The sequence below is a fragment of the Psychromonas sp. KJ10-2 genome (assembly GCF_047323255.1).
Classification (GTDB): Bacteria; Pseudomonadota; Gammaproteobacteria; order Enterobacterales; family Psychromonadaceae; genus Psychromonas.
Genome location: NZ_CP178827.1, coordinates 3,021,777 through 3,044,556, shown reverse-complemented (window position 1 = coordinate 3,044,556; position 22,780 = coordinate 3,021,777). Strand labels below are relative to the sequence as shown.

The window sequence follows — 22,780 nt, the reverse complement described above, 5'->3', positions numbered from 1 at the left end:
AAGGTAATAAAAAGCCTGCTTAAAGCAGGCTTTCAAAGTGATAGTGAGTAGGTACTAACCAGCCCATGAATCTCGAAGTGCAACAGTACGGTTAAATACTAAGTGTTCAGCACTTGAATCTTGGTTATCTGCACAGAAGTAACCTTCACGTTCAAATTGGTAAGCAACTTCCGGTTGTGCGTCTACTAAGCTATTTTCCACAAAACCATGCTTCACTACTAATGATTCAGGGTAAAGTACCGTATGAATATCTTCAGCAGCAGCAGGATTTTCTACCGAGAATAAACGGTCGTAAATACGGAATTCTGCTGTGTGATTCGATGCAGCACTTACCCAGTGAATAACCCCTTTTGGTTTACGTCCATCTTCAGGGTTTTTACCTAATGTTGTTGGGTCATATGAACAGATGATTTCCGTAATATTACCTTCTTCATCTTTAACCACTTCTTCAGCTTTGATCATATAAGCATTACGTAAACGTACTTCTTTACCTAATACTAAACGTTTGTATTTTTTATTGGCTTCTTCACGGAAGTCAGCAGCATCAATATACAACTCACGAGAGAAAGGAATCGTACGTGTCCCCATACTTTCGTCTTTAGGGTGAGCAGGTGCGATCAATTGCTCTAGTTTACCTGCTTCGTAGTTTGAGATAGTCACTTTAATTGGGTCAATGACGGCCATTGCACGTGCGCCGTTAGCTTCTAAGTTTTCACGTACACAAGCTTCTAATGAAGCAAGTTCTACCGTATTTTCTTGCTTAGTCACACCGATACGTTTAGCAAACTCACGCAGTGAAGCAGCAGGGTAACCACGGCGACGCATACCAGAAATAGTAGGCATGCGAGGGTCGTCCCAACCTGTTACGATGTTTTCTTCGATTAACGCATTTAACTTACGTTTAGAAGTTAAAGTATATTGCAAATTTAAGCGTGAAAACTCAATTTGACGTGGTTTATACTCAATACTGATATTAGCTAATACCCAGTCATATAGTGGACGATGATCTTCAAACTCTAATGTACACAAACTGTGTGTGATGCCTTCGATCGCATCAGAAATACAGTGTGTGAAGTCATACATTGGGTAAATGCACCATTTGTCACCTGTTTGGTGATGATGCGCAAAGCGGATGCGGTAAATGACCGGATCACGCATTTTCATATTCGGTGAAGCCATGTCTATTTTAGCACGTAACATCATCGTGCCTTCTTCAAACTCACCTGCTCGCATACGATTAAATAGATCTAAGCTTTCTGCAATAGGACGATCACGGAATGGGCTGTTTTTACCTGGTGAGGTCAAAGTACCACGGTACTCACGTGTCTGTTCTGCATTTAATTCACAAACATACGCTTTATCATTTTCAATTAACTCTACTGCATAATCAAAAAGCTGTTCAAAGTAGTTTGAAGAGTAACGAACGTCACCTTGCCATTCAAAACCTAACCAAGACACATCTTTTTCAATAGCAGCAACATAATCTGCATCTTCTTTAACTGGGTTAGTATCATCAAAACGTAAGTTACAGGCAGCATTTGGGTAATCCTCAGCTAAACCAAAGTTTAAGCAGATAGATTTAGCATGACCAATGTGCAGGTAGCCATTAGGCTCAGGTGGGAAACGTGTATGAATTGTCTGATGTTTACCACTCTCAAGATCGTTTTCAATAATAGTGCGTATAAAGTTACTTGGGCGTGTTTCCAACTCGGACATTTTGACCTCTAAAAGACATGATTCATAAAAACAACAATCATCGTATATTCTTGGCTTAAGCTCAAGTTAAATCATAGAAAATACCTACTATCAGCACGATATACAGTAGTTAAATAAAACACATTAAATAAGTAAGTTAAAATTGGCTATTAATGGGCCATTTCCAGAAACAAAAAAGGCACGCAAAGCGTGCCTCTCTAAAGCTAAAAATTAAGTAACATTATTTTAATAATTTCATACGATTAGCAATACTTTCAGCCTGAGGACCAATAATCACTTGGAGGTTCTTTTCACCTAATTTAACCACGCCCATTGCACCCAGCATTTTTAAATTAGCCTCTTTAATAATATTACGATCTTTAAGCGTCAAACGTAGGCGAGTAATACAAGCATCAATCACTTCGATATTTTTGATACCGCCCAATGCAGCAATATAATCATTGGCTAATGTATCACTATCCTGCGCTACCTTAGTTTCAGTTTCTGCTTGCGACTCTTCATCTTCTTCACGCCCTGGTGTTTTCAGGTTTAAAGTTTTAATTAACCCCAAGAAAACAAAGTAATAGATAGCAAAGAACACAATACCTTGAACTAATAACATATACCATTGTTTCGCTAACGGATTTTGCGAAGAAAGCACCATATCAACTAACCCTGCAGAGAAACCAAAACCTGCAATCCACTCCATATTAGCAGCGATAAATACTGAGATTCCAGTAAGTACGGCATGCACGACATACAATAAGGGCGCAACAAACATAAAGGAAAATTCTAACGGCTCAGTAACCCCTGTGAAAAAGAGGCTAATGCAGCGGCTAACATAATAGATGCCACTTTTTGTTTATGCTCTGTGCGAGCAGCAGTGTAAATTGCTAGGGCAGCGCCAGGCAAACCAAACATCATGATTGGGAAAAAGCCCGCTTGGTACATACCGACTGTGCCTAATGCTGTTTTTCCTTCCGCAGCAAACTGTGTAATGGTTTCCTGACCAGCAAGGAAGTTAGGAATATCATTAATACCAGCTACATCAAACCAAAATACAGAGTTTAATGCATGATGTAATCCTACGGGGATTAATAAACGATTGAAGAAGGCATAGACTCCAGCACCAATATCACCCATTTCAGAAATGCTTTCTCCAAAATGCTGTAAACCAGAGAAGATCACAGGCCAAATCGCCATTAAGATAAACGAGACAATGATCATCACAATCGAGACCACAATCGGTACTAAACGTCGTCCAGAGAAAAACGATAAAGCATTATGTAGCTCTACATCTGAAAACTTGTTATATAACTCAGCGGAAATAATACCAATCAAAATACCAACAAATTGATTTTCAATTTTACCAAAAGAAGCATGAGCAACTTCACCAGTAATTTGTTCAACAGCGCCAGGCGATAACAAAGTAGTCACCACTAACCAGCCAACCAAGCCCGATAATGCAGCCGCACCGTCTTTATCCTTAGACATACCATAGGCAACACCAACAGCAAACAATAACGCCATGTTATCAATAACAGCAGCACCTGCTTTAATCAAAAAAGCAGCTAAAGGTGAATCCCCTCCCCAACCATTAGGATCTATCCAGTAACCGATCCCCATTAAAATGGCGGCAGCAGGTAATACTGCAACGGGCACCATTAACGCTCTTCCGACTTTTTGCATATATCCTAATATATTCACTGTAACGCTCCTTGATAATTTAACTTAATTTGCATCGATAATTATTAATTTTAATTTGTAATAAATAACCTATAAAACACCTGAACATGTCTATAAAACAAGCTATGACTCTAAAGTTTTTCCTATGAGGTGCAAATAAAACAAAGAGTTTATGTGATACAAGTCACTTAAAATTGTACTAGCATTATGTTTAGCTAGCTATTACAATCAACTTAATTATCAACGCGAATTAATTACTTTATTTATGATTTGGAGATAAACATGCGTCTAATTCCACTTGAAAACTCATTACATGTTGGCCAGTGGTCCGCACGATATATAGTCAACAAAATTAATCAATTTCAGCCTACGGCTAGCCGCCCTTTTGTACTGGGTTTACCAACGGGTGGCACACCGTTAACAACTTATCAGCAATTAATTGCACTTTATCAAGCAGGTGAAGTGAGCTTCAAACACGTGGTGACTTTTAACATGGATGAGTATGTTGGTTTGCCACGTACTCACCCCGAAAGTTACTATAGCTTTATGTTTAACAACTTCTTTAACCATGTAGATATTCAAAAAGAGAACATTCATTTACTCGATGGACAAGCAACAGATCTGAATGCTGAGTGTCAACGTTATGAAGAGAAAATAAAGTCATATGGTAAAATCCACCTGTTTATGGGGGGAATGGGCAATGATGGTCATATCGCCTTTAACGAACCAGGATCCTCACTCGCTTCGCGTACTCGCCCAAAAACCTTAACTTCTAATACACGCTTAGCTAACTCGCGTTTTTTTGATAACGACGTCAATCAAGTTCCTAAACAGGCTTTAACCATAGGCGTTGCGACCCTTTTAGATGCAGAAGAGATTTTAACGCTTGTCACTGGTCACGCTAAAGCGTTAGCATTACACGCCGCCGTTGAGGGGTCAGTAAATCAGCAATGGACAGTGAGCGCCTTACAGCTCCACCCTAAGGTTGTGGTTGTCTGCGATGCAGATGCGACCATCGAACTAAAAGTTAAAACCTTAAATTATTTCACAGAAGTAGAAGCCGATAACCTAGGTAATCTATAGCCTGGCTATTTTATGGAGAGAGTAAACATGTATGCATTGGTTAATGGCATTATTTATAGCCCTGAATCAGTTCTAAAAGATCACGCAGTGATTATTGAAGGGCAATTCATTAATGCAATTGTGCCTATTGCAGATTTATCACCAGCAATAACTCAAATCGATGTACAAGGGCAACATATCAGCCCTGGCTTTATCGATTTACAGCTTAATGGCTGTGGTGGAGTGATGTTTAATGGTGCAGAAAGTGAGCAAACACTCTCAACGATGCAAGCTGCAAACCTAAAGTCAGGTACAACAAGCTTTCTCCCGACGTTTATTACTGACAGCGACCAAGGTATTAAAGATGCGCTATTGGCGACGCGTCATTATATGCAGACCACCAGCAATGAAGTGTTAGGTTTACATTTAGAAGGGCCTTATATCAATCAAGAAAAGAAAGGTATTCACCCCACTCAATGGATACGCCCCGCAGAAACAGAGATGATTAATCTGATTTGCAACAATGCAGATATAGTGAAAAAAATAACGACTGCACCAGAAAAAATGCCGCTTAAATTTATCAAACAATTAAGTGATGCAGGTATTGTTGTTTCATTAGGCCATACAAATGCCAGTTATCAACAAGCAAGCTTAGCTATCGCACAGGGGGCTAGTTTTGCCACACACCTGTTTAATGCCATGTCTCCCATGACAGGTAGAGAGCCTGGTTTAGTGGGTGCGGTTTACGATCATCAAATTTATGCAGGTATTATTGTTGACGGTTTCCACGTAGCTTACGAAAATATCCGTATATCTAAACGCTTGCTAGGTGATAAGTTGATCTTAGTTACCGATGCCACCGCGCCTGCCGGGGCTGATATTGAACAATTTGATTTTGTTGGTACCAAGGTATTTTACAAAAATGGAAAATGTGTTGGTAAAGATGGTACTTTAGGCGGCTCAGCAGTCACCATGATAGAGTCCATTCAACAATGTGTTGAACAAGTAGGTATTGCCTTAGATGAAGCGATTAGAATGGCAACTACCTACCCAGCCAAAGCGATTGCAGTAGAACACAAATTAGGTAGCATTGAAGCAGGAAAAGTAGCTAACTTAGCAATTTTTGATCAGCAATTTAATGTGACCGCGACCATTGTTAACGGGTATCATAAAGTGACGGCTTAAATTAGTGATACTAAAAGGAAGAGATGGAATGAATGTAGGGGACGAGGCAAACACAATGAGCACTATCGTTAACCTTGATCAGGTAAAGCAACTTAATAGTGCGACTATTTATAAAGTCATTGAACAACATGCCCCTATTTCTCGTGTAAAAATATCTAAGATCAGTCATTTAGCGCCTGCCAGTGTCACCAAAATAACCCGCCAGTTGATGGAAAATGGCTTAATCTCTGAAGTAGACTTACAAGCCTCAACAGGTGGTCGACGAGCGATTTCTCTTGCACCCAATGCACATAACATTAATGTTATCGCGATTAGATTAGGGCAAACCCAACTCTCCATTGCTCATTATAAATTATCTGGTGCAAAACAACTCAGTAAACAGGTCACCATACCTCTACTCGATAATAGTATTAACTTAATTGAGTTTTTTGTCTCTGAAATAGCCAAATTCATCACGCAACCGGCGTTGATTAATGAAAAGATCTCAGCGATTTCCATGACTATTTCCGGTTTGGTGAACCCTAACACTGGCACAGTGATTTACCATGCAACTTATCCCTTACAGAACATCGCATTAGTAGAAGAGATACAAAAAGCTTTTAATATTCCAACGTTTATTGGTAATCATACTCGTTGCCTTGCATTAGCAGAGCATTACTTTGGTGCTACACAACAATGCCAAGACTCAATACTAGTGAGTGTGCATCATGGTGTTGGTTCTGGTGTGATCATGGAAGGTAAAGTGTTATTAGGAAAAAGCTGTAATATTGGTGAAATTGGTCATATTCAGATCAATCCTAATGGTAAACAGTGCCACTGTGGCAATATAGGTTGTTTAGAAACAGAAGTAAGTGACAACGCTATTTTTGACAAAGTAAAAGCCGCAATCTCAGCAGGTAGTCCCTCTTCACTTAATACTTCAGATTTTACTATTGAGGATATCTATTTAGCAGCAATAGATAAAGATCCTTTATGTCAATCGATAGTACAACAAGCTGCCACCTACTTAGGCAAAAGCATTGCCATTTTAGTGAATTTATTAAGTCCAGAAAAAATCGTCATCACAGGTAAGATAACCCTAGCCGGCAACCTAGTGTTTGATACAGTCAAAGCATGCACAGAGACACAAACTTTACCTGACTTTCATGACCATTTATCGGTGATCCCTACAACATTAGCAACCGACCCTACCCTAGCTGCGTTTGCATTAACCAAACAAGCCATTTATGAAGGCGATCTGCTACAAAGAATAAAAGTCTAATAAAAAAACCTAAACATCACTGTTCAGGTTTTTAGGGGGTTAGTAGTCAGCTTTTAAACGGCTACTGTTCAACAAACACCAGTTGCCCATCAGCTACATCAACTAAGATCGGATGGCTAGTGCTTAATTCGCCAGATAATATCTTCTGAGCTAACGCATTTTCCAGCAACTGTTGTACCGCTCTTTTTAATGGTCGAGCACCGTACACTGGGTCATAACCCGCTTCGACCAACAGATCAATAGACGCATCATTAAACATCAACTGATATCCCTTCGCTTTCAAACGCGTTTGCAAGGTATGAAGCTGAATGGTTGCAATTGATTTAATGTGTTTCTCGCTCAATGGATGGAAGACTACAGTTTCATCAATACGGTTTAAGAACTCAGGCTTAAAATGTGTTCCTAAAATAGTTAATAGCTGATTCTTAACATCGTCATAAGCAGCTCGTGGGAACGCATTTTGGATCACTTCTGAGCCAATATTAGAGGTCATAATAATCACCGTATTGCGGAAATCCACTGTACGCCCTTGGCCATCGGTTAAACGCCCATCATCTAATACTTGTAACAAAATATTAAACACATCTGGATGCGCTTTTTCTATTTCATCCAATAAGATCACTGAATAAGGTTTGCGTCTTACTGCTTCCGTTAAGTATCCCCCTTCATCATAACCAACATAACCAGGAGGCGCGCCGACTAAGCGAGATACCGCATGTTTTTCCATAAACTCTGACATATCGATACGTACCATGTTATCAACACTATCAAACAGGAAACTTGCTAATGCCTTACAAGACTCAGTTTTACCTACCCCCGTTGGACCTAAAAATAAGAATGATCCTATTGGACGATTTGGATCGCTTAATCCAGCTCGACTTCGGCGAATCGCATTAGAAACCGCTTCAATTGCTTCATTTTGTCCAACGACTTGAGAATGTAAGTGTTTCTCCATTTTTAATAGCTTATCACGTTCGCCTTCAAGCATTTTAGACACAGGAATGCCTGTCCAATGCGCTAGGATATCGGCAATTTCATTTTCGGTCACAGAGTGTTTTAACAAGGTCATCTCTTGCATCTCTGCTTGAGAAGCAAGGTCTAACTGTTTCTCTAAATCTGGAATACGACCATACTGCAGTTCAGACATACGCGTTAAATCTGCAGCCCGACTAGCAACTTCAAGGTCTAAACGCGCTTGCTCTAACGCTTGTTTAATATTTTGTGTGCCAGATAGCGCGGCTTTTTCAGTTTTCCACACTTCATCAAGTTCTTTATACTCTTTACCTTTACTTTGTAAGGTCTGGTCTAAATCACTTAAACGTTGCAAGCTGGCTTCATCGGTCGCATTTTGTAGCGACTTTTGCTCCACGGTTAATTGAATGATTTTACGGCCTAATTTATCTAAATGCTCCGGCTTAGAGTCCATTTGCAATCGGATACTAGAAGCTGCTTCATCAATTAAATCAATCGCTTTATCGGGCAGCTGACGATCGGAAATATAACGATGTGACAAGGTGGCAGCCGCTACAATCGCCGGATCGGTTATCTGCACCTTATGATGTAACTCATAACGCTCTTTCAAACCACGTAAAATAGCTATCGTATCTTCAACAGTAGGCTCATCAACTTGTACTTTTTGAAAACGGCGCTCTAATGCGGCATCTTTTTCGATATATTGGCGATATTCATCTAGCGTTGTCGCTCCGACACAGTGCAGTTCACCGCGTGCCAAAGCGGGTTTTAGCATGTTACTCGCATCCATCGCACCATCGCCTTTACCGGCACCGACCATGGTATGCAACTCATCAATAAACAAGATCACTTGCCCCTCTTCTTTGGCGAGTTCAGCCAATACCCCTTTTAGACGCTCTTCAAATTCGCCTCGGTATTTAGCCCCTGCAATTAATGACCCCATATCTAAAGATAGAACACGTTTATTTTTCAAGCCTTCGGGTACTTCACCATTAATAATACGTTGTGCAAGCCCTTCTACAATGGCGGTTTTACCGACACCGGGTTCACCAATTATCACTGGATTATTTTTGGTACGACGTTGTAATACCTGCACCATACGACGCACTTCATCATCACGCCCAATCACTGGGTCAAGTTTACCTGCTGCGGCACGCTCGGTAAGATCGATAGTATATTTATCTAATACTTTTTCAGGACCATCAATATCATCAACATGCTGACCTTGGCGAATTTTCTTTAATGACTCTTCGACTTTTTGCTTAGTTAGACCAAGTTCATTAAGCATTTTTCCTAACTCACCTTTACCCTCACATACTGCGACCAGAAACAGTTCAGAAGAGATGAATTTATCTTTGGCTTTCTGTGCATATTTATCACATAGATTAAAGGTAATACCCAGCTGACTTGATAGCTGCACATCCCCGCCTATACCAGATACTTTAGGTAATTTATCGAGCATAGTTGATAGTTGTGAGCGTAATAGATTTATATTAATTTCAAGATCAGACAAGATACCGCGGATCGCGCCACCATCTTGATTTAACATGGCTAATAGGACATGTGTGGCCTCAATATATTGATGGTCACGACCTAGAGCAATAGACTGAGCATCAGCTAATGCTAATTGAAATTTACTGGTTAATTTATCTAAACGCATCTTAATTCTCCCAACAAAGATTACTCTTTATAAATGGGTATAAAGATTATAAATTCAAGGTAAATTAAAAAATAAATTGTATAATTTGCAAGCGGTATTTTTTGTTTATGCAATCAATAGCTAGTGCTAATAAGCCATTAATAGAAAGATGAAAGCTTTAGTTCAAATAAATAAAAGTTGCTAAACGCCCTGTTTGTCCATCACGGCGGTAGGAATAAAATAAATGAGGATCATTGTAGGTGCATAATGGTGTAGCGCTAATATTAACACCAGGAAAACCTGTTAAACGTAACCTTGCTAAAGCGTGTAAATCAGCGAACCATTTGCCAGGAGAGCCTGCAATAAAAGCATGTGTAGCCGATGGTTCATGCTCTGCAAATAAACGACGTACTTCATCACCTACCTCAAAAGCTTCAGGGCCAATACAAGGCCCTAACCACACTAATAATTGCTGGCTAGGTATTTCCAGCTCTTTACTAATAGTCGTAATGCTATTTTCAATGATACCGTCATATAAACCACGCCATCCTGCATGTATCGCAGCGACAAAAGAGCCTTGTTGGTCAGTGATTAATACAGGTAAACAATCTGCTGTCATCACCGCACAAGTACAATCTGTAGAAGTTGTCCAACTCGCATCCGCATCAATACCTTGCTTAGTTGAAGCGGATACCTTGATTAACCTATTACTGTGGGTTTGATTTAACCAACAAAAATCGCCAGCACCTTGTGCCTGTTTACTCAGTAATTGTCGGTTAGTCGCCACACTGTTAGGATCGTCTTGTACATGTAAACCTAAGTTTAGCCCCGCGTACTGTTGCTCACTCACTCCACCTAAACGCGTGGTAGAGTAAGCATGAACATGAGCGGGAGCATCCCAATTAGGTTTAATTAATTGCATTGCAGATTTTAGTAATCTTGAGATTGGTTTTCATGGGCAATCGCATCTGCACGTAAAGCAGCCGCTAACACTTTAAAGTCTTCTGGTGGCTCAGCATGCCACTCCATCTCTTCACCTGTGATCGGATGCTCTAAACGAAGCATAGTTGCATGTAGAGCTTGGCGTCTAAATCCGCGCAATGCTTCACTCAACTCAACAGAAGCTCCTTTTGGCGGACGAGGACGACCACCATAAACTGGGTCACCCGCTAATACATGACTAATAGACATCATATGGACACGAATTTGGTGAGTACGACCTGTTTCTAGACGTAAACGTAAACGAGTATGTGCACGATATTTTTCAGAAATACGGTAATGAGTGATCGCTTCTTTACCAGCAGTGTGGTTTACAGCCATTTTAGTACGATGTACTTTATCTCGGCCAATCGGTGCATCCACTTTACCACCCGCCGTAAAACAACCAGTAGCAATAGCGTCATACTCACGCGTCATCTGACGAGCTTGTAAACTGGTTACTAGATGCGTTTGAGCGGGTACAGTTTTAGCCACCACCATTAATCCAGAAGTTTCTTTATCTAAACGATGCACAATACCTGCACGTGGTACTTCAGCAATGCTTGGGTAATGGTATAACAATGCATTTAACAAGGTACCACTAGCATTACCAGCACCAGGATGAACCACTAAACCTGCAGGTTTATTGATCACTAGAATATCTTCATCTTCATAAACGATATCGATTTCAATTTTTTGCGCGACAAAAGTCACTTCATCTTTTAATTCAGCATTGACCTCGAGTACTTGCCCAGTAAAAACTTTTTCACGTGGCGTCGATGAAACCGTGCCATCGATTTGTACCAAACCAGCTAAAATCCACTCTTTAATACGAGAGCGTGAATAGTCAGGGAAAAGTGCTGCAACCGCTTGGTCTAATCGAAGTCCTAACTGTTCATCTGTTACTTCTGCAGTTAGGTGTATTGCTTGGCTCATAATGTTCTCTTCTTTTAATATTGCGCTGTAATTATGTATTTTTTAAAAAGTATATCGTTTAACAACCTAATCTTGTCACATTTTGTCTTTTTTTACTTTTATTTCGTTCAACGATAGCTGATACTGTTACTTTTTAATATTGGCCGACATTATAACACTTATGAATAAAATCCTTAGACTAATAACGACCAGTTTTTTCATCGCCATTTTTATTTCGGGCTGTTCATCGAAAAAAATACTAAACCTAAAGTCGCTGATAAGCCACCAGTGGCATTATATCAGGATGCCACTGCCGCATTAGAGTCAGCTAATTTTGAAAAAGCCGCTGAAATTTTAGAGGCTTTAGATAGCCGTTATCCATTCGGCCCTCACTCAGAACAAGTACAACTAGACCTTATTTATACTTACTATAAGCAAGGTGATATGGCACTTGCACTGGCTAACATAGACAAATTCATTCGACTAAACCCAACGCATAAAGATTTAGATTACGTCTATTATATGCGTGGCTTAACGAATCTAACTGTTGATGAACAGTTTTTCCAAAACTTATTTGGTGTAGACCGTTTCAACCGGGACCAAAGTTATTCACAGCGTGCTTTTAAAGATTTTAACCGTATCTTAACCAACTACCCAGATAGCGAATATGCTAAAGATGCTAGACAACGTATGGTTTACCTAAAAGATCGTGTCGCACGATACGAGGTTGCTGTTGCAGAATGGTATATCAAACGTGAAGCTTATATCGCTGCTATCAACCGTAGTAAAATTGTATTGAATAACTACCCTGATACCCATGCCGTTAAAGATGCGTTAGAAATTATGATAGAAGCTTATGAAGAACTAGGGTTAGAAGAGCCTAAGAAAAATGCCTTGGCTATTTTAGCCTTAAACTATCCTGATGATAAAATCGTAAAACGTGGTGGCAGCCTAAAACTATTTGATTGGTAGTCACTTCCCACTTTTTAAATAGATAAATAAAAAGGAGAACATCGTTCTCCTTTTTTAATCTACCCATTCAATATTTAAAGCAATTACATTCTAAAAGTGTAATGACAATAAAATTAAACAGCTTCACCATCTTCTTCACCGGTACGAATTCGTATTACACGCTCAACTGAAGTAACAAAGATTTTACCATCACCAATTTTACCAGTTTGTGCGGTTTTCATAATCGCTTCGATACAACGTTCTACATACTCTTTCTTTACCACTAGCTCGATTTTTACTTTTGGTAGAAAATCAACCATATACTCAGCACCACGATATAGCTCCGTGTGGCCTTTCTGGCGACCAAACCCTTTTACTTCAGATACCGTCATACCAGTAATATCAATGTCTGCTAATGCTTCACGTACATCATCCATTTTGAATGGCTTAATAATCGCTTCAATTTTTTTCATAATAAACTCTTAAGGTTAATGGCAAAGATATCTTTCTAAATAGCCTGCTATTTTAATACAAGATGTAAGATTAATTAGCGCATACTACACTATTCAGAATTCAATAAAAAACAAACTTTCTAATGGAAAAGCTGAAATATATGCAAAATGTGATCTGTTATGGAGTGAATAATACAAACTATTTTTATGGAGTACTTGTAAGGCATTAAGCATAATTTAGAAGCTATTAGGTAAATATTAACATCCATTATTTATACCAATCATAGTAAGTAACTGATCTATTTTACTTGTTAAAACAACTTATTTTTTCGTTGTAAGTTTCGTATAGGGAACAACCATTTACATCAACTTACGCCTCAAACTAAGCCATTTTTCCGTCGCAAAATTTAGATCAATTATTTAATATAATTGGTATTACTTCTATACCTACTTATTTAAGATGGGTCGTAATAATAAAAAAGGGCCACAAATGAATATCTCTTTGTGACCCTTCTAATAGTTAGTTAGATGCTAATAATTTAATAGAGCTGACGCCAACTTACTGGTCCAGTAATATTTAAATCATCCTCAAAACAAGTTTGTTTATTAGTACTCAACGTAATACAGGTTAGCCCTTCAGCGCTTTCAAATACTGTCACCTCTTCTGTTGTACCATCTTCATTAGTGATAGTTTCAGTTGAAGTGGTAACAGAGGCCACTGAACTAAGCCCTGTAGCAACACCGTCTAAGAATTGATTCGAACTATCCGTTGGAATCTCTTCAGATTCATCGACCGTTGTTGATGGATCATCTTCCACTTCGGTACCTGTATCCCAAGTTTGTCCTGTATAAAGGTTTAACTCCATATACCAACCTGTTCCACCAGCAACACAAGGGTCAGTACCAGGAATTAAGGTGACAAAACTTACTTTGGTTCCTAAAACAGTACTAGCCACCACTTGTCGTTCACCATAGTTGTTAGTATTACCATCTTCAGTATTCACTAAATCAATATAGAAACCACTGATCTCATCCCAGTTTAATGAGTTGCTAGATAAAAGACGATTAGTACTACTTTCTTTGGTTATTGATTGTTTTTGTAGGTTACTAAAACCCGAAGATGATCGTACAGCTGTAACGACAGCACTGCCTAAGTTATCCTCCACCACATAAAAGCTTTGTGTGGCTTGATCATCAGCAGAAGTGTCATCTGATTCGACATATTTACCAGTACCAAAGGCAATTAAAACACCTTCACCATCTGGATGACGCACAACAGACGGGCGACTAGTAATAGGCTGAGACATATATTCTTGATTATCTAACGTTGGGCTGAGTGCTGTAAATAAAGGTGCTCCCGCAGTTTTTTTAATTCCCCATTCACTCGGGTCCTCACTAGAGATATCAAATGCCCACATATTACCAAATAGATCCCCAGCATAGAGGTAATCAGCGATACCATCGCTATTATTATCAACTAATAAAGGTTGAGCTAATGCATTAGGTCTATCTTCTCCAGTTGGATCTGTTTGCACTCCAACAGTTAACCTCTTGATTAAACTGCCATCAGTCAAATCTGCAATATAAATAGCCCCTTCATCATCCGTGGAGTTATAACCATTTGCAAACACAACACTCGCTTTACCATTTGCCAGTTCCACAATAGTTGGCTCAGAAACACTTAACCCGAGACCTTCAAAACCATCCGTATCAGTGGTAATTTCCCACCTCATCATATCCGTAGTAGGGTTACTGATATCTGAAACATCAATGGCGTAAAGGCCTTTTACTCCTAATCCTAATCGACCTACTAATGTAGTCCTAGCGACTTCTGTTGAAACACCATTTATATCGACATCAATTAAGTCATTTTCATCAGAGTAAGCATTAAGGCCTCCATCAACGGAGTATTCATGGATGTAAGCACTATCGACTAAGTTACCTAACGCATCATAAACGCCACTTGGTATATAAGCGGCTAACTCTTTACCATCATCGGCATCAACGATATGTACCATGCCATCGTTTGCAGCAAAAGCGACTACTTCCGTCGCGACAGTATGGTCTTTAGCGCTAGAAACATAATAAGGGCTTGCATTAACGATATCCCCTAAAACACTGCTTCGCTCTCTAAACCCATCAACAACGGTTGTCACCTCGTTATCACGGTCTCCACGAATGTAGCCTACAACATTGGTTAAATAAGCTAATTTTTCAGTTGTTGAACCAGTCACATCGCCTAATAAACTAAATAACTGACTCTCTGAAAAAGAGTCCGTTAAGGTACTAGTACTTACCGACGTTAGGCTATCCGTTAAACTACTCAACAATGTTGTACTTATTGCCGAAGTCGTAAACTCAAAAACAGCTCCTTGTGATCCTAATAGCGACGATTCATTGCTACGGGTATAAATATGTCTATTATCTGGATCCATTGCATCTAATTGCGTTGCAGCGCTCCATGTAGCATTACTTGCATACTCTCCATCTGAGCTAACTTGATAAGCATTGACGTCGCCATTCCATGTTTCTTCTTCAAATGAAGATTGATAAGCGAGTGACCCACTGCTTAATAGATTAGAAGAGTAAGTCGCAGAAGCCCCTGTTAACAGACCATCGTAAGCCAAATCAAATGCAGCAGCTAATTGATCTTTTAGCTCGCCGGCATTAGTTACAGGGAAGTAGTTATCAGGGTCACCATCAGCACCACCGTCATCAGCGCCGCTGGTATCCCATTCGCTATCTAGGTTAGGAGTACCATCACCATCAGAATCTGTAAAGCCGCCCCATTTCGCTGCATACCAAAGTGGTGAAGGTAAAAACTCTGCAGCACTTTCATCACTAGGGAAAAAATTACGAGTTGCGTATAAGCCTAAATTACTAGTACTACCACTGATATCACGATTATCATAAACAGTGCTATCAGGCGTATCTAAATAGTATTTGATATTAGCACCACTAACATCTTTTACTTCTAGATACATACCATCATTTGTTGTTCCAGAGATAATATATCCTGCGTGTTGGTCAACACCACCTGCAGCATAAGTAGAATCAAGTGTTATTTCCACACCTTTAGCCGTTTCTGTACAATCGCCATCGCTGTCGTATGTTTTACAAAGCCCTCTTTTACCTCATAAGTATACTTTACTATCATATCCATATCATGATCAGCACCTTGCTCTACATCTTCATAATTGATGCGGAAGACACCTTTAGTATCTGTAATCGATTCGATGTACCAGTCAACAATCGAGTTCGTTGGCTGAAAATCACCTTCATCGGCGGATATTTTATTGCCCCAACCAACCGACTTAGCAAAAGGCACTATTTTCATAACTTCACCGTCAACATCAACTTCAATTTCTGGTAAAGTAGAGGCCAATGCAACCACCATAGTCGTTACATTTTGATCTTCATCTTTTGTTAAATGTATGTCGTTTCTATGCCCGTAATAAGCAACAGCCGCTGAACTGTAACTACCTTTTTTAGTAGGCTCTGCAGGTGCTAACCCACGTACTGACTCTAAACCTGTAATATCTTTGGCGGTAGGAGCACCATCATTATCGGTACCTGATTGTCCAATGAAAAACTGACCAGATATCTTACCTTCTGAAGTAGAAATAGTCTCAAGTAAATCGCTGACACTAAAACCTGGCAGTGTTGTTCCATCATAAGTTTCATCATTATTCGCTGACTTGGTGAACTCACTATATACGCCAGGTAACTGATCAGAGTCATAAGAAGGGCTGATGTCGCTGATTAACAGTACATTAGGGTTTGCACAAGTGCCACGATCTTCAAATGGGTCATCCCAATCAGGGCTAGTTAAACCAACTTCTGCATCATAACTTCCTGACGTTGCGTAACTAGGGCTAGCAGATTCTACTCCCGAGTAATAACGCATTGCTTCATAGAGCATTTCACCAGCAGGATTCCCCCATGAAGCACATTGACCATCAGAAATGGCCCCATCAACAACCCATCCACAGTTTGTTGCATAAGTCTTATTACTATAATTGAAACCGTGGATTCGTAATTTATCAATCGTTGCAACAATACCATCTTCAGTTGAAGTGAATTGTCCAGTATCGCTATCTACCTCTTCTGAAAACTCACTGATCGCTCTTCTTAATACACCACCCGATAAATTTTTATTATAACTCCCTGTTAATAAACCAAATAACATTTGATCTGTCTCACCATAATCATGGAGTAAGCCGGTTGGTTTATAATTGCCACTAGGGTATAAGTCACAGTTATTACCATCGGTAAAGCCATCAACACAGGCTTCTACTCTAACAACATAGTCATCTCCACTTGCATCAAGTACCGGACGCTCTGTTGATGCCCAACTCCACACACCCCAATCGTCGCTAGAATAACTAATATTTTCACGCACACGTAAAATAGGGTCTTCCCCTAATCCGCTATAAGTGACAGTACCAAAAAAATGCTGTTTTCCTGAGTCAGGTAAAGAATAAGGGGTATAGTCTGAGATATCGTAGCCATCAACTTCGACTGATGTATAAGCTTTAGCCCAACTGTGAGCATCTTGCGGGATAAAAACACGCTCTAGAATCGTTTCATCTTCATCATCAGTGCTTCTTGTTCCGCCATAAAGCACTTTACGTAACACATCCATACGAGTCATGGTTAAATAATTAAGAAAGTTACCACTCCAATAATTATTATTTGAACAAACGGTTTCAATCGTTTTAGGCTTAAACCTAGATTTACCGCTTCTGTATTTGTAGCAAGCCGTTGAGTCAAAGTAGCCTTCATAGGTATAATCTGGCTTAAAAGTAGTATCAAGCTCTCCATCCCCATCAAGGTCAGAGGCGTCATTATAGGCCTCATAGAACAAAGTATGATCTCGCCCCATGGTAAGCATCATCATAGGTGCTTCAGATGTTCCTGTATAAAGCGGTTTAGTTGCTAAATCGAGATTACTAGCATTCACTGCAATGGGCAGTAAATAACCAGCGATTAATAACATTGTCCTTAATAATATTTTTTCCACAATAATATCCCTATTGATTACCAACAATCTGAGCTATCTGCCCCTGTACTACCAGTCTGTGTTATGGTTAGTGTGCCACACTCATCTTCGCTTTGTGCCCCTGTTGAAAGTGGCGTAGCAGATAAATTAAATGTAGATGCTGCCGCAGAAGCAGTTAATGAATAATAATCACTGAACTCATCATTAACAGTAAAGTCAGTGACTTCGCCACCAGATATCGCACCGCTATAATCTAAATTCATTGCATAATAACTTTCCATTAGTTGCGATGCTTCTAGTAACGTACGTATTGCTTCTTGTCGTCGTGTTTTTTCTAATACACCTTGATAACTAGGATAGGCAATAGAGGCAATAATGCCAATAATAGCCACAGCAATAAGTAATTCAATCAGCGTAAAACCGTTTTTTTATTTTTGTTCAATTTTAGCATATATTTTCTACTCTAAAGTGATGTAGTAACTTTGTAAATAAGCGACCGAATTCCCTTTCCCTGTGCTTTCACTGTCACACGATAAAAACGTTTGGTTAAATCACCAGTACCAACAGCGAGCCCGCCAGTGCCATCATCTTCGATTAAATAAGATGGTGTTTCAGTGCCCGCAGTAATTAAGTCACTGATCGCTGTTGCACTGCTCCAATTACTATCATTTTTCCACCAATTAGCCCCCGTATTAATATCAACCGCTAAGGCTTGTAATGTAGGAGGATCAAGAAAATTATCTGACATAACACTATAAGCAGCAGCTAAAGTAGACTCTGCGGAGTTTAAACTTAGTGTTTGGTCATAATTAGCAGTGGTTGTTTTACGTAAAGAGATCACCTGTTGGCTCACCGCAACCCCTAAAATAGCGATCACTACGACCATTAATAATGAGGTAATTAATGCGGTGCCGCGTTGTTTAACAAATTGATTTTGCATTTTTTTACCCTCCTTGGTTTCCTATAATCACAGTTTCCATCACAACACTTCTATAATTTGTATCATTTGCTGCGCTGATTGTTTGGTTAAAAATAGTATAATCGTTACTGTTTATTAATCCATGTGCAGATACATCTTCAGAGATCAACAACCCTACTTTCACTCTATTTATTTCAGTCCAATCCGAAACTTCTGAAGCTGTAAAATATTGATAATCATCTTCTGTCCCATATAGCAGCTCCATAAATTCAATATTTTCATCTAATAAAATCGGATCATCGTCGTTATCTTGGCACATTAATTGGTTACTTGTATTCACATACAGGATCACTTCATTACTGGTTGTGTCATCTAAATCATAACCTTCACAAGAAACAATCCCCTCTACCGCTGCTCCTAAGAAGCGCACCACCAAAATATCAGAGTCCGCTTTTTCATCATCAATTTCACTAGAACTGGTCATGCCTTGAATAACTTGTCCATACTCCCATACCTCACCAGCACTTGAAGTACCTACACTAAAGGTTGTTTCATTCTTTAAGGCAGCTGAATCACGAAAACCTGCTTGCTGTATATACAATCTTATTGTTTGTACCGCCATGCGGCTTTTCGTAACTAAACCTTGCGTACTACGTGCCGACTCATAAGAGCGCATATCACCCATAACAGAATAAAATAGCCCCGCTAAAATAAAAAGCGATACGAATAATGCAATCATTAACTCAATTAAACTAAAACCCGCGTTAGATTTTCTCATTGAATCCATACTGACATGCTCCCACATTGGTACGAATTTAATGCTGTTGTATCACAGACGCCACTACCCACACCGGTCTTTGCTGCATCCCAAATTAACATCAGGTTATAGAGGTTAGCATCGGAAGAATCGACCTCAACTGAAAAGCGTGGTGACGGTAAGTTGTTTTGTAAATGGTCAAACCATTCAGCAAGCTCTTCAGTGGCAAATTCATCTTCGTCACAACTATTGCTAGAGCAGTCTTTACTCGCTGTAATATCCGCACCATCGCTTAAATTACTAAAAACAAAACTAGCAGCAAGATCAGAATTGGCACGCATACGTTGCGCTAAGTCTAACAATGCCGTATTCGCTGTCTGTGCAAAGAAACCTTGTTGAGCCATATTCATGGATTTAGCTTGCATTTTGGCATGGCCTAACACCCCTATTGCCACAATAATTAATGCAATTAACACTTCAATTAATGTAAATCCCTTTTCATCTTTCATCTTTCATCCCTAGCAGTCTCCTGATGCTTCTTCGTACGTAATGCGCCCCATCCTACTTAATACCATTTCATAGACCACTGAGTTGTCAGTATTACTACAAATTTTAAAGGTATTTGCTAGTGAATGCCCTGTAGGCATAAATTTAACTTCCTCAGTAGTACTGGTTATTAAATTGGTTTTAGCACTAATTTTAGCAACGATAGTGTCATAATCTTCATCGAAATCACCACTGCTATCATCGTCTTGATAAATTAACCAATCGCTTCCCCAGTCTTTTGTATCCTCACAACTTTCCCCATTTGTTGTCGTGCATAAATAAACATTCACCCGTTCACTTTGAGCTAGCTGACTTGCGGTATGAATAGCACTTACGAGAGAGTCTCTTGTTGTACGCTCTTTACTGGATTCAATTAAGCTATTAAAAGAAGGTACTACAATCGCGAGCAAAATAGCCGCAACAGCAATAGTGATCAGCATTTCAACTAATGTAAATCCATGCTGGCACCTTTTGGAGTAAATAAACTGGGCCATAACATCCTTTGTTATAATTATAAAATTTTTGCAGATTTCCGTTAGATTACTATTTATACAGTGATTTTTATATAAAAATAATATCGTTTTTAATCTTATTTCATAGTAATTATTATTATGAGAGCGAACGCAAATTAAAGAGCAGTGCTTAAGCACACTATTTTTAATTTCAAAGGGGAGAGGATTAAGGTGTATTAAATAACACACCTTTTAAAAGGATTTTGGAAGGCGCTCACTTACTAATCAACTTGCTTAATACGTAACTCAGCAGGCACTTCAAAGATAATATTTTCTTCTACGCCAGGGTTTTCGATAGCGATATCACCACCTAGTTTTTGTAACCTTTTAATAACACCCTGCACTAGGATATCAGGAGCAGAGGCACCGGCGGTCACACCGACAGAATTGACACCTTCGAACCATTCCTCTTGAATGTCAGACTCATTATCAATTAAGTAAGCATTCGCACCTACATTACAGGCTTTTTCACGTAAACGGTTTGAATTTGATGAGTTAGGAGAACCAACGACTAATACTAACTCTGCTTTATCCGCTAAATCTTTCACCGCGTCCTGACGGTTTTGTGTCGCATAACAGATATCGTTTTTACGCGGCCCTTCAATTAATGGGAACTTAGCTCTTAATGCATCAATCACATGGGCCGTATCATCAACCGATAAAGTCGTTTGTGAACTGTAACAAAGACTAGCAGGATTTTTTACCGTTAACTTATCTACATCTTCCGTAGACTCAACTAAGTAAATACCACCTTCTTCGCTATTATATTGCCCCATGGTGCCAATCACTTCTGGATGACCTTGATGCCCGATCAAAATACATTCTTGATTACGTCGACTAGCACGTGTGACTTCCATATGTACTTTAGTGACGAGTGGACAAGTCGCATCAAATACTTTTAATTCGCGGCGCTTTGCTTCTTCTCGTACACTTTGTGCCACACCATGTGCACTAAAAATAACAATGTTATCGTCAGGCACTTCATCCAGTTCTTCAACAAAGACAGCACCGCGAGACTTTAGATCATCTACTACATATTGATTGTGTACCACTTCATGACGAACATAAACCGGCGCAGGAAAAATCTCTAGAGCACGATCAACAATATTGATAGCACGATGTACGCCTGCACAAAAACCACGTGGATTAGCTAAAATAATTTTCATAACAATCTCAATATAAAATAGTGGGCAAATAGGGTTGATAAAAACGGATCAAATACGTCCTAATATTTGTTTTATAAAACTTCTAGTACATCCACATCAAAGGTCACGGTTTGACCTGCTAAAGGATGGTTAAAATCGACAGTCACACTATCAGCAATCACTTCACGAATAATGCCTGGTAACTCAGTACCATCGGGTTGTGTGAAGCTAATAATAGTGCCAATTTCAGCAGGTACGTCAGCAGAAAACTTACTTAATTCAATATAATGGAAATTATCAGGGTTAGGTAAACCAAAAGCAGACTCTGGTTCAAGAGTAAAACTTTCAGAACTACCTTCGCTTAACCCTAATAAGCAAGCTTCAAAGCCTTCGGTTAAACTACCATCGCCCATCACAAACTTAGCCGGCTTATTATCGACCTTAGTACTATCAACTGCAGAACCATCACTTAGCTTAATAGAAAAGTGCATTAACACTTCACTGTTTTCAGCAATTACTTTTTTCATTTGTCATTCTTTGCTTCTTCCTTTGCTTTTTCACGCTTCTCAGCCCAAAACAGAGAATCGATAATAATCATTGCAGCACCGATAAAGATAGCAATATCAGCAACATTAAATACAGGCCAACGATAAAAACCTAAATCAAAATCTAAAAAATCAACGACGTAACCGAAGATTAAACGGTCAATCACATTACCAATAGCGCCAGACAATACCAAAGCATAAGCAGTATTCATCCAACGATGCGTTGCCTTAGTGGTTTTCAATAAATATATCAAATATCCTGACACAGCAAAGGCGATACCGGAAAATAAATACTTTTGCCAGCCGCCAGCATCCCCTAAAAAGCTAAATGCGGCTCCGTAGTTACGGGCATAAGTAAAATTGAAAAAGGCAGCACTTCGAAAGACTCATAAAGATCAAGCATTTCAATGGTTAGATATTTAGTAAATTGATCAACAATTAAAACAATCAAAGATAACCATAAAAAGATTAAACCTGTTGAAGAGTTAACGGGTGAATCAGAAGCATTGTTTGTCATAGTATTTCCTAAAAAAAACGCCTTAAATCATTTTCATAACT

General features: G+C 39.3%; 19 protein-coding genes and 3 pseudogenes. 4 read left to right on the top strand and 18 right to left on the bottom strand.

From position 1 onward, the window contains the following. Positions 1-54 precede the first annotated feature (54 nt). From glnS to ACLKL2_RS14790, 3 genes and pseudogenes are all read right to left on the bottom strand, one after another. Positions 55-1,716, bottom strand: a complete 1,662-nt coding sequence (gene glnS / locus ACLKL2_RS14800) for a glutamine--tRNA ligase (RefSeq protein WP_413692318.1) — start codon at positions 1,714-1,716, stop codon at positions 55-57. A gap of 220 nt (positions 1,717-1,936) precedes the next feature. Beyond that, a complete protein-coding gene (locus ACLKL2_RS14795) occupies positions 1,937-2,476 on the bottom strand; it encodes a glucose PTS transporter subunit EIIB (RefSeq protein ID WP_413694336.1) in 540 nt (179 codons plus the stop codon). A gap of 12 nt (positions 2,477-2,488) precedes the next feature. Next, a pseudogene (locus ACLKL2_RS14790) lies at positions 2,489-3,321 on the bottom strand (PTS transporter subunit EIIC); the annotation flags it as partial. A 342-nt stretch (positions 3,322-3,663) separates the two neighbouring features. On the opposite strand from ACLKL2_RS14790, the gene nagB reads away from it, so the two are divergent. From nagB to ACLKL2_RS14775, 3 genes are read left to right on the top strand one after another with little or no spacing between them, the layout of a single operon-like run. Beyond that, positions 3,664-4,464 carry a glucosamine-6-phosphate deaminase gene (nagB, locus tag ACLKL2_RS14785; RefSeq protein WP_413692317.1) on the top strand — a complete coding sequence of 267 codons (801 nt, stop codon included), beginning with the start codon at positions 3,664-3,666 and terminating at the stop codon, positions 4,462-4,464. A gap of 12 nt (positions 4,465-4,476) precedes the next feature. Further along, positions 4,477-5,628, top strand: a complete 1,152-nt coding sequence (gene nagA / locus ACLKL2_RS14780; protein WP_413692316.1) for an N-acetylglucosamine-6-phosphate deacetylase — start codon at positions 4,477-4,479, stop codon at positions 5,626-5,628. 55 nt (positions 5,629-5,683) lie between these two features. Continuing rightward, positions 5,684-6,889, top strand: a complete 1,206-nt coding sequence (locus ACLKL2_RS14775; protein WP_413692315.1) for an ROK family protein — start codon at positions 5,684-5,686, stop codon at positions 6,887-6,889. 61 nt (positions 6,890-6,950) lie between these two features. Here the strand turns inward: ACLKL2_RS14775 and clpB are convergent, their stop codons facing one another. The 3 genes from clpB to rluD all read right to left on the bottom strand — a co-directional run bounded on the left by clpB (position 6,951) and on the right by rluD (position 11,414). Further along, a complete protein-coding gene (clpB, locus tag ACLKL2_RS14770; RefSeq protein WP_413692314.1) occupies positions 6,951-9,521 on the bottom strand; it encodes an ATP-dependent chaperone ClpB in 2,571 nt (856 codons plus the stop codon). A 157-nt stretch (positions 9,522-9,678) separates the two neighbouring features. Continuing rightward, positions 9,679-10,422, bottom strand: coding sequence for a peptidoglycan editing factor PgeF (gene pgeF, locus ACLKL2_RS14765; protein ID WP_413692313.1), 744 nt, complete (start codon positions 10,420-10,422; stop codon positions 9,679-9,681). A gap of 8 nt (positions 10,423-10,430) precedes the next feature. Then, positions 10,431-11,414, bottom strand: coding sequence for a 23S rRNA pseudouridine(1911/1915/1917) synthase RluD (gene rluD / locus ACLKL2_RS14760; protein ID WP_413692312.1), 984 nt, complete (start codon positions 11,412-11,414; stop codon positions 10,431-10,433). A 267-nt stretch (positions 11,415-11,681) separates the two neighbouring features. Between rluD and ACLKL2_RS14755 the strand changes: the two genes are divergently transcribed. Continuing rightward, on the top strand, positions 11,682-12,365 hold the full coding sequence (locus tag ACLKL2_RS14755; protein ID WP_413692311.1) for an outer membrane protein assembly factor BamD: 684 nt from the start codon (positions 11,682-11,684) through the stop codon (positions 12,363-12,365). A gap of 113 nt (positions 12,366-12,478) precedes the next feature. Here the strand turns inward: ACLKL2_RS14755 and glnB are convergent, their stop codons facing one another. The 12 genes and pseudogenes from glnB to lspA all read right to left on the bottom strand — a co-directional run bounded on the left by glnB (position 12,479) and on the right by lspA (position 22,739). After that, positions 12,479-12,817 (bottom strand): nitrogen regulatory protein P-II, encoded by a 339-nt coding sequence (gene glnB, locus ACLKL2_RS14750; RefSeq protein ID WP_113819966.1) that lies wholly within the window; start codon positions 12,815-12,817, stop codon positions 12,479-12,481. A gap of 518 nt (positions 12,818-13,335) precedes the next feature. Continuing rightward, a complete protein-coding gene (locus ACLKL2_RS14745) occupies positions 13,336-15,867 on the bottom strand; it encodes a pilus assembly protein (protein ID WP_413692310.1) in 2,532 nt (843 codons plus the stop codon). Then, positions 15,858-17,819 carry a hypothetical protein gene (locus tag ACLKL2_RS14740; protein ID WP_413692309.1) on the bottom strand — a complete coding sequence of 654 codons (1,962 nt, stop codon included), beginning with the start codon at positions 17,817-17,819 and terminating at the stop codon, positions 15,858-15,860. The genes ACLKL2_RS14745 and ACLKL2_RS14740 overlap by 10 nt, the downstream gene beginning before the upstream one ends. A 17-nt stretch (positions 17,820-17,836) precedes the next feature. Beyond that, the gene (locus tag ACLKL2_RS14735; RefSeq protein WP_413694335.1) at positions 17,837-18,163 is read right to left on the bottom strand and encodes a type IV pilin protein; all 327 of its coding nucleotides are present in this window, start codon (positions 18,161-18,163) and stop codon (positions 17,837-17,839) included. Beyond that, a pseudogene (locus ACLKL2_RS14730) lies at positions 18,161-18,217 on the bottom strand (prepilin-type N-terminal cleavage/methylation domain-containing protein); the annotation flags it as partial. The pseudogene ACLKL2_RS14730 and the gene ACLKL2_RS14735, both read right to left, overlap by 3 nt. A 44-nt stretch (positions 18,218-18,261) precedes the next feature. After that, positions 18,262-18,738 (bottom strand): pilus assembly PilX family protein, encoded by a 477-nt coding sequence (locus tag ACLKL2_RS14725; protein WP_413692308.1) that lies wholly within the window; start codon positions 18,736-18,738, stop codon positions 18,262-18,264. A gap of 4 nt (positions 18,739-18,742) precedes the next feature. Then, positions 18,743-19,495 carry a PilW family protein gene (locus tag ACLKL2_RS14720; protein WP_413692307.1) on the bottom strand — a complete coding sequence of 251 codons (753 nt, stop codon included), beginning with the start codon at positions 19,493-19,495 and terminating at the stop codon, positions 18,743-18,745. Beyond that, entirely contained in the window at positions 19,492-19,983 is a 492-nt protein-coding gene (pilV, locus tag ACLKL2_RS14715; RefSeq protein WP_413692306.1) for a type IV pilus modification protein PilV, read from the bottom strand. The genes ACLKL2_RS14720 and pilV overlap by 4 nt, the downstream gene beginning before the upstream one ends. Before the next feature lie 9 nt (positions 19,984-19,992). Continuing rightward, positions 19,993-20,514 (bottom strand): GspH/FimT family pseudopilin, encoded by a 522-nt coding sequence (locus ACLKL2_RS14710; protein WP_413692305.1) that lies wholly within the window; start codon positions 20,512-20,514, stop codon positions 19,993-19,995. Positions 20,515-20,753: 239 nt separating this feature from the next. Next, the gene (gene ispH / locus ACLKL2_RS14705; RefSeq protein ID WP_113818568.1) at positions 20,754-21,698 is read right to left on the bottom strand and encodes a 4-hydroxy-3-methylbut-2-enyl diphosphate reductase; all 945 of its coding nucleotides are present in this window, start codon (positions 21,696-21,698) and stop codon (positions 20,754-20,756) included. A gap of 71 nt (positions 21,699-21,769) precedes the next feature. Beyond that, positions 21,770-22,204, bottom strand: a complete 435-nt coding sequence (fkpB, locus tag ACLKL2_RS14700; protein ID WP_413692304.1) for an FKBP-type peptidyl-prolyl cis-trans isomerase — start codon at positions 22,202-22,204, stop codon at positions 21,770-21,772. Next, positions 22,201-22,739, bottom strand: a pseudogene (lspA, locus tag ACLKL2_RS14695) (signal peptidase II). The gene fkpB and the pseudogene lspA overlap by 4 nt, the downstream one beginning before the upstream one ends. Positions 22,740-22,780 lie beyond the last annotated feature (41 nt).